This is a genomic window from Amycolatopsis sp. DSM 110486 (genome assembly GCF_019468465.1).
In the GTDB taxonomy this organism is placed as follows: Bacteria; Actinomycetota; Actinomycetes; order Mycobacteriales; family Pseudonocardiaceae; genus Amycolatopsis.
This window is the reverse complement of sequence record NZ_CP080519.1, coordinates 8,958,024-8,970,767: the sequence shown is the minus strand read 5'-3', so window position 1 is coordinate 8,970,767 and position 12,744 is coordinate 8,958,024. Positions and strand designations below refer to the sequence as shown.

Genomic DNA, 12,744 nt, shown 5'->3' with positions numbered 1-12,744 from the left:
CTCGCCGCCGGTCGGTGCGCGATCCGGCCGTCAGTCGCCCGACGCGCGGCGAAACCCTTCGACCCGCTTGGCCAAGTCGGCCGGGGACAGCAGGTGCTCGGCGAGGTGCAGCGCGTTGTCCACGAGCCGTTCGGCCAGGCGGCCGGACGCGTCCCGTTCGATGATGCCGCCGGGCGGCTCGGGCGTGTCCTCGGTGATGCCGGCGAGCTTGAGGGCGAAGGAGTTCAGGACGTCAAGGCCGGCAGGACCGTGCCGTCCGGCACGTCGAGCGCCGTCGTGCCGGCGCCGATCAACCCGTCGATTCCCTCGCGCCGCCGGCTGGTCCCGACCACGGGACCATGCCGCTTCCGTTTCGATCGCCACAGACACGCCACCGCCGATCGAGGGGGTACGGCAGACGAAAACGGCGGCGCACCCACTCAGGGGTGCGCCGCCGCCGTCGTGTCCGGGGTGCCTCAGCCGACCTTCATCTCGCCCAGCTCCGACCAGGTGTCCTGGTCGAGCGTGGTGTTGATGATGTCCGGGGTCTTCTGCAGGTACTGCGGGAAGTCGGCCTGCGCCTTCTTGAAATGGTCCGCGTTGACGTGCGCCGCGGCCGCGTCGTCGGCGAAGGCCTCCACGAGGACGTACTCGTTCGGGTTGTCGAGGCTGCGGGACCAGTCGAACCACTTGTTGCCCGGTTCGGCTCGCGTGGCCTCGGTGAACTCCCGCGAGAGCTCCGGCCACCGGTCCGCGTACTCCGGCTTGATCTGCCACTTCACGGTGATGAAGATCATCTGTTCCTCCTTCGTGCCCTCAGCAGCGTAGCGCCGACGCGGGCGCGTCCGCTGTGGACGGCCGCGCTCACGGGACCAGGATCGCCCGCCCGCGGATGCGGCCGCCGTCGAGATCGTCGAGGGCCTGCTGGAAGTTGTCGAGCGAGTACTTCGTGGTGTGCAGCTTCACCTTGTCCTGCGCGGCCAGCACCATCAGCTCGCACAGGTCGGTGTAGGAGCCGACGAGGTTCCCGATGAAGTTGATCTCGGTGGAGATCACGTCGATCGTCGGGATGTTGATGTTCTCGCCGTAGCCCACCACGTGGTAGTCACCCGCGCGGCGCAGCATCGCCACGCCGTCGCGCGTCGCGCCGCCCTCGCCGACGAAGTCGACCACGACCTCCGCGCCGTGGCCGCCCGTCAGGTCCTGCACGGCCGCCACGTGGCCGCCGTCGGCGACCACGCCGTGGTCCGCGCCGATCGACTCGGCCAGCTTCACCGCGTCGGCGTTGCGGTCGACGACGATCAGCTCGGCCGCGGTCATCGCCTTGAGCACCTGGATGCCGATGTGCCCGAGTCCGCCCGCGCCGATCACCACGCACTTGTCGCCCGGGTGAAGGCGACGCGACGCCTTGGCCGCCGCGTGGTACGCGGTCAGGCCGGCGTCGGCCAACGCCGCGACGTCCGAGGGCTCCAGCGAGTCGTCGAGCTTGACCACGCTGCGAGCCGACGTCTTGAGCACCTGCGCGTAGCCGCCGGCGGTGTCGATGCCGGGGAACTGGCTGTTCTCGCAGTGCACGTCGTCGCCGCGCCGGCACGCCGGGCACAGCCCGCACGTGATCAGCGGGTGCACGATCACCTTGTCGCCCTCGGCCACGTTCGAGACCGCGGAGCCCACGGCCTGCACCCAGCCCGCGTTCTCGTGCCCGATCGTGTAAGGCAGCGTGACGCCGGACTTCTCCGCCCACTGCCCCTCGAGGATGTGGAGGTCGGTGCGGCACACACCCGCCCCGCCGATGCGCACGAGCACATCGTGCGGCCCGGTCACCTCGGGTTCGGGAACGTCGGTCATACGCAGCTTCTCGTCGTACCCGACGACCTGGACAGCCTTCACGAAGCTCGTGCCTCCTCACCGGCGACAGCCGAAACGGACGGGTCGTGCGGCCGGGTCGTCTGGTCGGTCTCCGACCCGGGGTAACGCGTGCGAAGCAGACCGCGGCAGAAATGCGCGTTGCCGTCGATCGAGATCCGGATCGACCGGGCGAACCGCAGCCGCAGCGGCACTTCCTCGCGCGGGTAAGGCTCGCCGTGCTCGTCGACGAGCACCGGTTCACCCGGTTCGACGCTCAGGCCGAGCGCCGTCCGCCGCCGCACCAGGGCAGCGGTGGTGCGGCCCGCCGGCAGGTCGCCGAGCTTCACGTCGTGCAGGTCCTCTTCCTTCAACTCCTTGTCCGCGCGCAGCAGGCCCGTCAGCGCTCGCTCCATGGCGGCGGTGTGGGCCTTGCGGCGGAAGGTGAGCCGCAGCTCGTCGAGGTCCTTCTCGGCCTCGGAGCCGAACGTGCCGAGGTACCCGGCGTCGGCGGCGAGTCCGCGGTTGATCAGGTCGGAGTCGTGGTGGTCGTCGAGCTGCACGACCACGCGCCGCTCGCCCCCGACGGCGGTGAGCACGTCCTTCGCGTCCGAAGCCATGAGGTACGCGAAGTTGGGCGAGCAGAACGAGGTCGGCAGCCGCAAGTGCACGGTGAGCTCGTCCTCGGTCGCGGCCACGGAACGCACGAACCCCAGATCGGTGATGGGTTCGTCGAGCTCAGGGTCGTACACCGAGTCGAGCGCACTGCGCGCCAGCTGTTCGAGATCGGGCATCAGGCAACCGCCGCCGCTTCGGCCCTCGCGTCCGCGGGCGGGTTCTTCACCTGCAGCTCCTCGGGCACCGGGATGTCGTACATGGCCGCGGCGTTGAGGCCCAGGATCTTCTTCTTGATCTCCGTGGTGAGCGGCGCGTACTCCGTCATGTCCTCGGGGATCTGGAAGTCCACGAACTTCTCGACGAGCCACTTCGGCGTCCAGATCGCGTAGTCGCTGGAGAACTGGATGCGATTCTCGTCGAGCCAGTAGAGCAGCTCGCCGACGATCTGCGCGAAGTAACGCGGTCGCGTGTGGATGAACGGCATCGCGACGGCGAGGCCGGCGTGCACGTTCGGCTCCTGCGTCGCGATCCAGCAGAAGTCCTCGAGCCGCGGCAGGCCGCAGTGCTCGATCACGAAGTTGAGCTCGGTGAAGTCGGTGGCGACCTTGTCCACGTCGGCGACGTCGAACGCGTCGCGGTCCAGGGGCCGGATGGTCGGGCCCTTGTGGATGTGGATGTTCTTGATCCCCAGCTCCTGCGCGGCCTCCAGGTACTTGTAGCTCCACTTGTCGTCGAGCTTCCAGCCGCGCGAGTCACCGAACCACTCGGCCGTGTAGAGCTTCGCGCCCTTGAGGTTGAAGCGCTTGGCGTCCTCACGCAGCTGCTTGAGGCCGTCCTCGCCGTAGCGCGGGTCCCAGCAGTGGTTGTAGGTGAGCTTGTCGGGGTGCTTCTGCGCCAGCGCGAACGCCTCGTCGGTCTGCCCGAAGTTGTTGTTGTAGAAGGCGGGCAGCGCCGCGGGCTGGAAAATGGCGTGGTCCACGTACCCGTCGGTGAACAGGTCCTTCATCAGCCGCTCGCCACCGTAGTAGAGGTAGTCCTCGTACGACCACACCTCGGACTCGGGGCTGAGGTTGCGGTGGTAGTCGTAGAAGCAGTCGATGAACTGTTTGCCGTGGATGTTGCGCTGGTTCTCCGGCCGCGCGTCCCAGAGCGCGACGTGCGCGTCGAGGATGAAGTACTTCTCGCCGTCCTTGCTGTACATGGGCTTTCCTCCGCATTCGTGACCACATCGGCACGTCAAGACCGGAACTTAGGGCGATCATTGCCGGTGGAGGTGGCCCTTGCTGTCTCGATTTGAGACACGAGAGTGCGGCGGCGGCTACCCTGGGTCTTCTAGCCTTGCCCAAGCCGGACGCACGATCGGCCTAGACGCAGTGTGGCGTCTTCCGGGAGGTGGCATGACACGCGGTGAGGGGCTCGAGGCCCGCGGCGACACCACGCCGAGGCTGCGGGCGTCCTGGCGGCGCAGCGCGCGCTACGGGGTGCCCGACGACGAGGTGAAACCCGTGTTCACGGCCACGGTCGACACGGGCTCGCTGCTGTTCGAATGCGGCAACGAGGTGCTGCGCGGCCTGCACGCGACGCTGGCCGACGAACCCATCAGCCTGATGCTCACCGACAGCGAAGGCCTGGTGCTCAGCCGGCTGTGCGGCGACCCGGGGATGACCCGGTCGCTGGATCGGGTGCACCTCGCGCCCGGGTTCTCCTACGCGGAGAGCAACGCCGGGACCAACGGCCTCGCCCTGGCGCTCGCCGACCGCACGCCGTCGCTGGTCCGCGCGGGTGAGCACTACTGCACGAGCCTGCGCGGCTACACGTGCGCCGCCGTGCCGGTGCTCGACCCGATCACGGGGGCGCTCGCGGGCAGCGTGAACCTCACGACGTGGTCCGAGCAGTCGTCGGGCCTGCTGCTCGCTCTCGCCCAGACGGCCGCCGGGCACACCTCCTCGCTGATGCTCGCGCGTGCCTCGGGCCGCCGCCCGCGCCCCGCCCCGCGCGGCGAAGTCTTCCGCGTGTACGCCGACCGCATCGACCCGCCCGAGCTCTCGGCCGCGTGGCAGCACGCGCTGCTGGAGGCGATGGACACGATGGGCCGCGGCCGCACCGTCGCGGTGGTCGGTGAGCCGGGCGCCGGCAAGACGGCGCTGGCCGCACTGGCCCGTCGTGAGCTGCACCCGCGCGAGCGCGTGCTCAACGCACGACCGCCCGCGCCCGACGACGTGGACGCGTGGCTCGCGATGTGGGCCCCGGAGGTCGGCAAGGCCGACACGTGCGTGATCGTCTCCGGCGTCGACGCCCTGCCCGCCTGGGCCGCCGGCGAGCTGGCCGCCCGCTTCACCGGCCACCCGACCGGTTTCGTCCTGACCGCAACGGATTCCGCCGCCATCCCGCAGCCGCTGCTGTCCTTCGTGGACACCGTCGTCGAGCTCCCGCCCCTGCGGCTGCGGCCCGACGACATCCTCCCCCTGGCCCACCACTTCGCCCACCGCGCCCGCGGCCGCGCCGTCTCCTTCACGCCGGCCGCCACCCGCGCCCTGGCGACCCACGACTGGCCCGAGAACGCCAAGCAGCTCCGACGCATCGTCGCCGAGGCCGCCGCCCGCGCGGACACCGTCGACACGCACCACCTGCCGCCGGAGGTGTTCACCACCACGGGCCACCGGCTCAGCCGCCTGCAGGCGATGGAACGCGACGAGATCGTCCGCTGTCTCGCCCAGCCCGGGGCCACCGTCGTCCGCGCGGCGGCCGAGCTCGGCATGGGCCGCGCGACGATCTACCGGAAGATGGCGCAGTACGGGATCAAGAACCGGCAACTGCGGTCCTGAAGGGCTTCCGTAGCATCAGGCCGTGACGATTGACCTCGGCTCCGAAGACCCCGGCCCGAACCGGTGACCGGCTCGTTCTGGTGGGACCTGGTGCTCGGGGTCGCCGCCGGGCTGCTGCTGCTGTGGCTCGCCCTCGTGGCCGTGCTCGTCGTGGCCCGCCCGCGCGGCGACCTGTTGCGCGAGGCGCTGCGCCTGCTTCCCGACGTCCTGCGGCTGATCCGCCGCCTGGCCGCCGACCGGGAGCTCCCCCGCGGCGTGCGGGTGCGACTCGGTCTGCTGCTGGTCTACCTGGCGCTGCCGATCGACCTGATCCCGGACTTCATCCCGGTGCTCGGCTACGCGGACGACGCTATCGTCGTCACCCTCGTTCTGCGCAGCGTCGTGCGCCACGCCGGGATCGACGCCGTCCGGGCCCACTGGCCCGGCACCGAAGATGGGTTCGCCGGTCTGACGCGGTTGACCGGCCTCTGACCCGGACGAGAGCACTCGCCGTGCCGTGTAGGGCGTTATACACCGGGTGAAGTCAGCCCGTCGGGACTGTCGCCGCGGCGCCCGACACGGCAGGGTGGGGTCCGGGTGTCCGCTCGGGAGAAGGAGCGTGGGTCGAGATGCCGTGGTTCCCGGACTTCGTCAATGCGGCCGAGCTGGCGCGCAAGCAGACTCGCGTCGAGGGGCACGCGGATCCCGTCGGGCAGTTCTTCGCGGCGCTGAACGACGGCGACGCGCGCACGCTCGAGACGGTCTGGCCCGGCGAGGTCGCGGTGTTCGACCCCCGGGCCGGGGAGATCCGCAGCCGCAAGGAGCTGCGGCACTTCGTCCACGTGAACCAGGTCTGGCTGGGCGAGCAGCACGCCCGCGCGGAGACGATCGCGACCACGCGCGTCGGCGGCCGGGCCGTGGTCGAGCTGCTGGCGTGGCTCGGCGGCGACGGGCAGGAGGTGGCCTGGCCGGTGGCGGTGGTCGCCGAGTCGGCGACCGAACGGTCCGTGGTCTTCCGCACCTACTGCAGCCAGTGGCCGGTCGACGGGCGCCGACACCTGCGGCCGCCGATCCTCGCGTCCGCCGACACCCCGCTCGGCGACGTCGTCGGGCACTATCTCGCGGCGCTGGCGGCCGGCGACGCCGACGCGATCGTCGGCACCTTCGCCCCCATCGGCTACCTGCGCGAGCCCATCGGCACGCACACGCAGCACACCGGCCCCGGCGAGCTGCGCGAGTTCTTCACGAAGACGTTCGCCGCCGGCGGTGTCCACCTGGAACCGTGCGTGGTCACCGATGACGGCGTGCGCTGCGTCCTCGAGTACAACTGCGTCGCCTGGGGCCGGCACGACGTGCCACCGCAGGCCGGGGTGTGCGTCTTCGACCGAGGCCCCGACGGGCTGCTGAGCGCGGTCCGCGTGTACGACGACATCGAGGCGCCGGCCGCGTGACCACCACCCGCGTACGCGCGCAGTAGTACGCCGAAGTACCGCAGCTCGACGGACGACGCGCACCCACCTTCCCCCGACGATGGACACAGAGGGCCATCGAAGGGGGAGACGGCATGGGGACCGGACAGGAGTGGCGGCTGAGTGCCCGCGCGCGAAAGGCGTTCCTCGTCGGGCACATCGTGGCCGCGGCGGCGTGGTTCGGCCTCGATCTCGCGCTGGACGTCCTCGCGGGCACGGCCCTGCTGACCGATGACCTCACCGTGAAAGCGACCTCGTTGGGTGCGCTGCGGTTCTTCGCGGTGTGGCCGATGTTCACGGCCAGCGTGCTCACGCTCGGCACCGGCGCCGTGCTCGGACTGGGCTCGAGGTACGGCCTGGTGCGGTACTGGTGGGTTGCCGCGAAACTGGCGGTGAACCTGCTGATGGCGGTGCTCATCCTGTTCTCGCTGCGGCCGGGGATCGACGCGGCCGCCGACTACGCCCGCGCGCTGATGGCCGGCGGCCCCGCACAGCCGGTCGATCTGCTGCCCCCGATGGTCGTGGCGCCGAGCCTGCTCCTGTTCGCCTATCTGCTGACGGTGTTCAGGCCGTGGGGCCGGGTCCGGCGCACTGCGCCCGGGAAAGCCCTTGCCCACGACGGAGCGTGAGCGGAACCGGCACCGCGGGCACGAAAGCATGCAAGATCGTTTTCAGCCTGGCGGCTCCCCCTTTTCCTGTTACCTTCGATTCCTGAGAGCCCACCGGAATCGACAGGGAGGAAATGACAATGTTTCGCCTTCGCAGGATTCTCGGTCAAGTCGTGAGCGGATTCGCCACCGCGGGCATGTGCGTGAGCGGTTTCACCGTCGCAGAATCCTGACCGATTCTTCACGATTCTTTCTGCGAAGAAGAATCGCGTTTCCACCGCGCTCACGGTGACCACGAACGACGCGGGCCGCGACCTGCAGTACCGTGACGGTCCGTGACCCCCGAGAAGCCGCCGACCGCGCGCCAGGCCGCCGCCGAGCAGACCCGGCAGAAGCTGCTCGAAGCCGCGTTGGCCGAGTTCTCAAGGCGGCCCTACGCCGAGGTGACCGTGGGCGACATCGCGCGCGCCGCCGGCGTGGCGCACGGGCTGGTGTCGCACCACTTCCAGGGCAAGCAAGGCGCGTACGTCGCCGCCGTGGCCGAGGTCTACGAGCAGCTGCGCGAAGCGGAGGAAGCCGAGCAACCGACGACGGTGCCCGATCGGATCCGGGCGCGCTTCCGCGGGTTCGTCACCTTCCTCGCCGCGCACCCCGACATGGCGTTGAACCTGGTCCTCGCCGCCGGCCGGGACCCGGCGTTCGCCGGCCTCCGCGACCGGAATCTGCGGGTGCTCGCCGGACTGCTCGGCCTCGACCCGGACCGCCCCGCCGTGGCCGCGGCGCTGCGTTCGTTCGCCGACGGCGCCGAACGGCTGACGGCCGACTGGCTGCGTGCCGACCGGCCGTTCGGGCTCGACGCACTGGTGGAGGCGTTCTGCGCGCTGCTCGCCGGCGCCCTGCGCGGCGCGCACGAGCTGGATCCCGCCCTCGACGTGACTAAGGCACTCGCCCACCTATAGTCCGCACATGGTTTCGCGCTCAACCAGTTTCGGCGTACGCTGATCATTGATTAACAGTCAATGATTAATGGTCAGCAAGGAGACCTGGATGAAGCTCGGCGTAACGCTGCCCCAGAACTGGAAGTTCGACCCCAGCACCGACCTGGTCCGCGGCGCCCGCGAGGCCGAGGAAATCGGCTACGACAGCGTGTGGGTGGCCGAACGGGTGCTCTACCCGCAGGACCAGACGGGGATCCACCGGCTCACCGAGTACGGCGACGGCGCCTGGCCCGACGTCTACCGCAAGGTGCTCGACCCGCTGGTGGCGATGACGATGGCCGCGACCGTCACCTCGCGGGTCCGGATCGGCGCTTCGGTGCTCCTGCCGCCGCTGCACATGCCCTACCGGCTGGCGAACTCGCTGGCCGCGATCGGCGCGATCAGCGGCGGGCGGGTGATCGCGGGCCTCGGCACCGGCTGGTCCGTGGACGAGTTCGCCGCCACCGCACCCCGGCCCATGAAAGAGCGCGGCGCCGCCCTGGAGGAGTTCCTCGACGTGGCCGACGCGGTCTGGGGCCCGGACCCGGCGTCGTTCGAGAACGAGCGCTACACGTTGTGGCCGGCCGAAACCGGCCCCAAACCCGCCGAGCGGATCCCTGTGTTCCTCGGCGGCTGGTCGGGCAAGCCGCTCGAGCGCATCGCCCGCCGCGCCGACGGCTGGCTTCCGGTCATGGTGCCGCCCGCCCAGGTCGCCTCGACGCTGACCGACCTGCGCAAGCAGGCCGAGGAGCACGGCCGGGACCCGCAGGCGATCCGCTGCATCGCGATCATCGCGCTGGGCGGCGAGTTCGTGCGTGTGGAGACAGCAGATCGCCCGCCGTACCAGGGCAGCATCGAGCAGATCCTCGGCGACCTCGCCGAACTGGGTGGCGCGGGAGTGGAGGAGTCGGTGCTGACGCTGCCGAACATCTCACGCGACATCGAGGAGTACAGCGACCTGCTCGCCGAGTTCCACGCGGCGTTCGGCGCGGCCGGGATCTGATCATCGGGCCTTTCGGCGTCGCCCGGATGCCCCCGACGCCCCGGTGACCGGGGACGTCCGGGCAAGACGACTGCTCTGTTCGTGTCGTTCCGTGGTCGAGTGTTCACTCACGGCGCAACTTCGGGACTAGGGTCCGGTTCGATCTTGCGTCGAGGTGGAGGTGGGGCTCGGTGACGGTCAACAGGCGGGGATTCCTGACGGGCGTGGCGGGTGCGGTCGGGGCCGTGGGCCTCGGCCCGGCCGGCGCCGGGCTCGCGGTGGCCGAGCCCCGCGCGGGTCAGTCGCTCGCGGTGCGCCAGGGCACGAACGTCGCGGCGCAGGTCTCCCCGGACGGCCGCCAAGTCGCCCTCGACCTGCTCGGCGTCCTGTGGCTCGTGCCGGCGCGGGGCGGGCAGGCCAAGCGCCTCACCGGCGACCTGTTCGACATCGCGATGCCGACGTGGTCGCCGGACAGCTCCGCGCTGGTGTTCCAGTCCTACCGCGAAGGCAGCTTCGACCTGTGGACGATCCGGGCCGACGGCACCGGTCTGCGCCGTCTCACGAGCGGGCCGTTCGACCACCGGGAGCCCGTTTTTTCGCCGGACGGCAAGAAAATCGCCTACTCGTCCGACGCGCCGGGCAGCTACGGCATCCACGTGCTGGACGTCGCGTCGGGCCAGGCCACGCTCGTCACGGACACCGCCGACGAGGAGTACGAACCGGCGTGGTCGCCGGACGGCAGCAAGCTCGCCTTCGTGGCGGCCGGGACGAGGATCGACGTCGTCCCGGTCGCCGGCGGCGCCCGCAGCACGTTCGCCACCGAGCCCGGCACTGTGCTGCACAGTCCGATGTGGACACCAGACGGCGGCGACCTCGTCTACGCGCGGTACTCCGGTGGGGTGCCACCGATCGCGGTGGGCGCCGCGGAGCTGGTGCGCGGCGGGAAACCGCTGTTCACCGGCGAAGACGTCTTCCCGTTCCGCGTCTCGTGGCTCAACGCGGACGAGTACCTCTACACCGCCGACGGCGCGCTGCGGCGCCGCAAACTCAGCGGCGGTGCTGCGACGGACGTGCCGTTCACCGCTCCCGTCACGGTCGCAAAGGGCCCGGTACACGCCAGGCCGCGTGACTTCACTTCCACCAAGCCGAATCCCGTGCTCGGCATCGGCAGCCCCGTGTTGTCGCCTGACGGCCGGAGCGTGGCATTCCGGGCGCTCAACGACATCCAGGTGATGGAGCTCGGCCGTCCGCCGCGTCCGTTGACCGGCGACGGCTGGTGGAAGAGCGACCCCGCGTGGTCACCGGACGGCACTCGGTTGGCGTACTCCACCGATCGCGGCGGCACGCTCGACCTCTGGATCCGCGACCTGAAAACCGGGCAGGACCGGCAGCTGACGAACCTGCCCGGCCTCGCCGCGGTGTCGGGCACCTGGTCGGCCGACGGCACGAAGATCGCGTTCCTCGACCAGACCGGCGCGCTGCACACCGTCGACGTCGCGACGGGAGCGGTGCGGCAGATCTTCACCGCGACGTTCGAGCCCGGGCGCCCGACGTGGTCGGCCGACGGCAAGGTGATCGCGCTGGCCGCGGTGAAGCCGTTCTCCGCGCGCTACCGCGAGGGGCTCAGCAAGATCCTGCTGGTGGACGTCGCGACGGGCCAGGGCCGTTACGTCGACCCGATGCCGGAGCGATCGCTGCAGACCCGCGGCGACGACGGGCCGGTGTGGTCGCCGGACGGGCGGCGGATGGCGTTCGTGGTGGCCAGCGTGCTGTGGGTGGTGGACGTGCACGCGGACGGCACCTTCGCCGGGAAACCGCGGCAGATCACCGACGAGGTCACCGACGCGCCGAGCTGGAGCGGCGACTCGCGCACGCTGCTGTACCTCAACAACGGCCGGCTGCGGCTGGTCGCGGCTTCGGGCGGGAAGCCGCGCACGGTCCCCACGAACCTGACCTGGACCAACGCCCGCAGCCGCGGGCGCGTGGTGGTGCGGGCCGGGCGGATGTGGGACGGCACCTCGCGCACGCTGCGGTCCGAGGTGGACATCGTCGTGGACGGTGGGCGGATCACGAGTGTGGAACGCGCGGGCAGCGGGCTCGACGGCACGGTCGTCGACGCGCGCGACGGTGTGGTCGTGCCCGGGATGATCGACATGCACAACCACCGCCAGATGCAGGGGTACGGCTACGGCGACCGCCAGGGCCGGCTGTGGCTTTCGCTCGGTTTCACCACCACCCGCTCCCCCGGCAGCCCGGCGTACCACATGGTGGAGGAACGCGAGTCGATCCAGTCCGGCGCTCGGCTCGGGCCGCGGTACTTCGCGACCGGCGAGGCGATCGACGGTTCGCGCATCTACTACAACTTCATGCGCCCGACGTTCGACGAGCGCCAGCTGGAGCTCGAACTCGAACGCGCCGAGAAGCTCGACTACGACCTGATGAAGGCCTACGTCCGGCTCAGCCCCGAGATGCACCGGCGCGTGATCGACTGGGCTCACGCACGACGGCTGCCCGTGACGTCGCACTACCACCACCCGGCACTCGCCTTCGGCGGCGACGGCATGGAACACATGGGCGCCACCAACCGCCTGGGCTACTCGCGCACGGTGTCCCTGCTCGGCTCCGGTTACGACGACGTGGTGGAACCCTTCGTCCGCCGCGGCGCCGCGCGCACGCCCACGCTGTTCGCCGCCAGTGCCCTGTTCCGCGACGACACCAGCCTCGTGACCGACCGCCGCGTGCGCACGCTGTACCCGGCGTGGGAGTACACGTCGCTGCAGAACTCCGTCACCGCCGCGAAATCCGCCGACCAGACCGCGCTGCTGGAAAACCTGCGGCGCCAGGTCGCCCAGGCCGCCGCCATCCTGCGCGGCGGCGGCCGCGTCGTCACCGGCACCGACTCCCCCATCGACCACACCGCCGTGAGCACGCACATGAACCTGCGCGCGATGGTCAAGTACGGCTTCACCCCCTACGAAGCGCTGACCACCACCACGAGCATCGCAGGCGAAGTCCTGGGCGAGCCGCTGGGCCGCATCGCCCGTGGCTGCTACGCCGACGTCGTCGTCCTCGGCGCCGACCCGCTGACCGACATCACCGCCGCGGCCGACGTCCGGCAGACCCTGGTGGCCGGTCGCGTGCACACGGTGGACGACCTGCTGGCGCCCTTCGCCTCGGCGTCACCCTCGTCCACGACCGTGGTCAACACCCGGCTCGCCCCGATCCCCGACCACCCCGCCAACGCCGCCTTCTGGTGGCACGACCCGCATTACGTCGCCGCGGCCCGCACGTCGTGCTGCAGCGGGCACTAGGGCGCCATCCGGCGAGCGCCGCGATCCCGAGCACGACGAGCCCCACCACCCGCCACCTTGACGACCTCAAGTCCGATGTAGACGAAGTGCGCGCGGCTGCGCCGGCCGCCATCGCCGGCCGGCACGCGGTCCGAGCGGCGGTTCGGCACCG

General features: G+C 70.7%; 12 protein-coding genes. 7 read left to right on the top strand and 5 right to left on the bottom strand.

Translation table 11 applies throughout. From position 1 onward, the window contains the following. Window positions 1-30: 30 nt before the first annotated feature. From K1T34_RS43335 to K1T34_RS43315, 5 genes are all read right to left on the bottom strand, one after another. Window positions 31-363, bottom strand: coding sequence for an amidohydrolase family protein (locus K1T34_RS43335; RefSeq protein ID WP_220240435.1), 333 nt, complete (start codon window positions 361-363; stop codon window positions 31-33). A gap of 92 nt (window positions 364-455) precedes the next feature. Then, a complete protein-coding gene (locus K1T34_RS43330; RefSeq protein ID WP_220240434.1) occupies window positions 456-776 on the bottom strand; it encodes a putative quinol monooxygenase in 321 nt (106 codons plus the stop codon). A 67-nt stretch (window positions 777-843) separates the two neighbouring features. Beyond that, entirely contained in the window at window positions 844-1,869 is a 1,026-nt protein-coding gene (locus K1T34_RS43325) for an NAD(P)-dependent alcohol dehydrogenase (RefSeq protein WP_220240433.1), read from the bottom strand. Then, the gene (locus K1T34_RS43320; protein ID WP_220240432.1) at window positions 1,866-2,618 is read right to left on the bottom strand and encodes an iron-sulfur cluster assembly protein; all 753 of its coding nucleotides are present in this window, start codon (window positions 2,616-2,618) and stop codon (window positions 1,866-1,868) included. The genes K1T34_RS43325 and K1T34_RS43320 overlap by 4 nt, the downstream gene beginning before the upstream one ends. Continuing rightward, window positions 2,618-3,643 carry an amidohydrolase family protein gene (locus tag K1T34_RS43315; RefSeq protein WP_220240431.1) on the bottom strand — a complete coding sequence of 342 codons (1,026 nt, stop codon included), beginning with the start codon at window positions 3,641-3,643 and terminating at the stop codon, window positions 2,618-2,620. The genes K1T34_RS43320 and K1T34_RS43315 overlap by 1 nt, the downstream gene beginning before the upstream one ends. Window positions 3,644-3,839: 196 nt before the next feature. Here K1T34_RS43315 and K1T34_RS43310 point away from each other — a divergent pair, with 196 nt between their 5' ends. The 7 genes from K1T34_RS43310 to K1T34_RS43280 all read left to right on the top strand — a co-directional run bounded on the left by K1T34_RS43310 (window position 3,840) and on the right by K1T34_RS43280 (window position 12,593). Beyond that, entirely contained in the window at window positions 3,840-5,267 is a 1,428-nt protein-coding gene (locus tag K1T34_RS43310) for a helix-turn-helix domain-containing protein (RefSeq protein WP_220240430.1), read from the top strand. Between the two features lie 63 nt (window positions 5,268-5,330). Next, entirely contained in the window at window positions 5,331-5,738 is a 408-nt protein-coding gene (locus tag K1T34_RS43305) for a YkvA family protein (RefSeq protein WP_220240429.1), read from the top strand. A gap of 137 nt (window positions 5,739-5,875) precedes the next feature. Continuing rightward, window positions 5,876-6,697, top strand: a complete 822-nt coding sequence (locus K1T34_RS43300) for a nuclear transport factor 2 family protein (RefSeq protein WP_220240428.1) — start codon at window positions 5,876-5,878, stop codon at window positions 6,695-6,697. Between the two features lie 113 nt (window positions 6,698-6,810). Beyond that, complete coding sequence (locus tag K1T34_RS43295; protein WP_220240427.1) at window positions 6,811-7,344, top strand: hypothetical protein; 534 nt, start codon at window positions 6,811-6,813, stop codon at window positions 7,342-7,344. A gap of 314 nt (window positions 7,345-7,658) precedes the next feature. Further along, window positions 7,659-8,282, top strand: coding sequence for a TetR/AcrR family transcriptional regulator (locus K1T34_RS43290; protein WP_220240426.1), 624 nt, complete (start codon window positions 7,659-7,661; stop codon window positions 8,280-8,282). Window positions 8,283-8,370: 88 nt separating this feature from the next. Further along, window positions 8,371-9,303: a TIGR03619 family F420-dependent LLM class oxidoreductase gene (locus K1T34_RS43285; RefSeq protein WP_220240425.1), complete on the top strand. Its 933-nt coding sequence runs from the start codon at window positions 8,371-8,373 to the stop codon at window positions 9,301-9,303. Between the two features lie 170 nt (window positions 9,304-9,473). Further along, entirely contained in the window at window positions 9,474-12,593 is a 3,120-nt protein-coding gene (locus tag K1T34_RS43280; protein WP_255637999.1) for an amidohydrolase family protein, read from the top strand. Window positions 12,594-12,744: the final 151 nt, after the last annotated feature.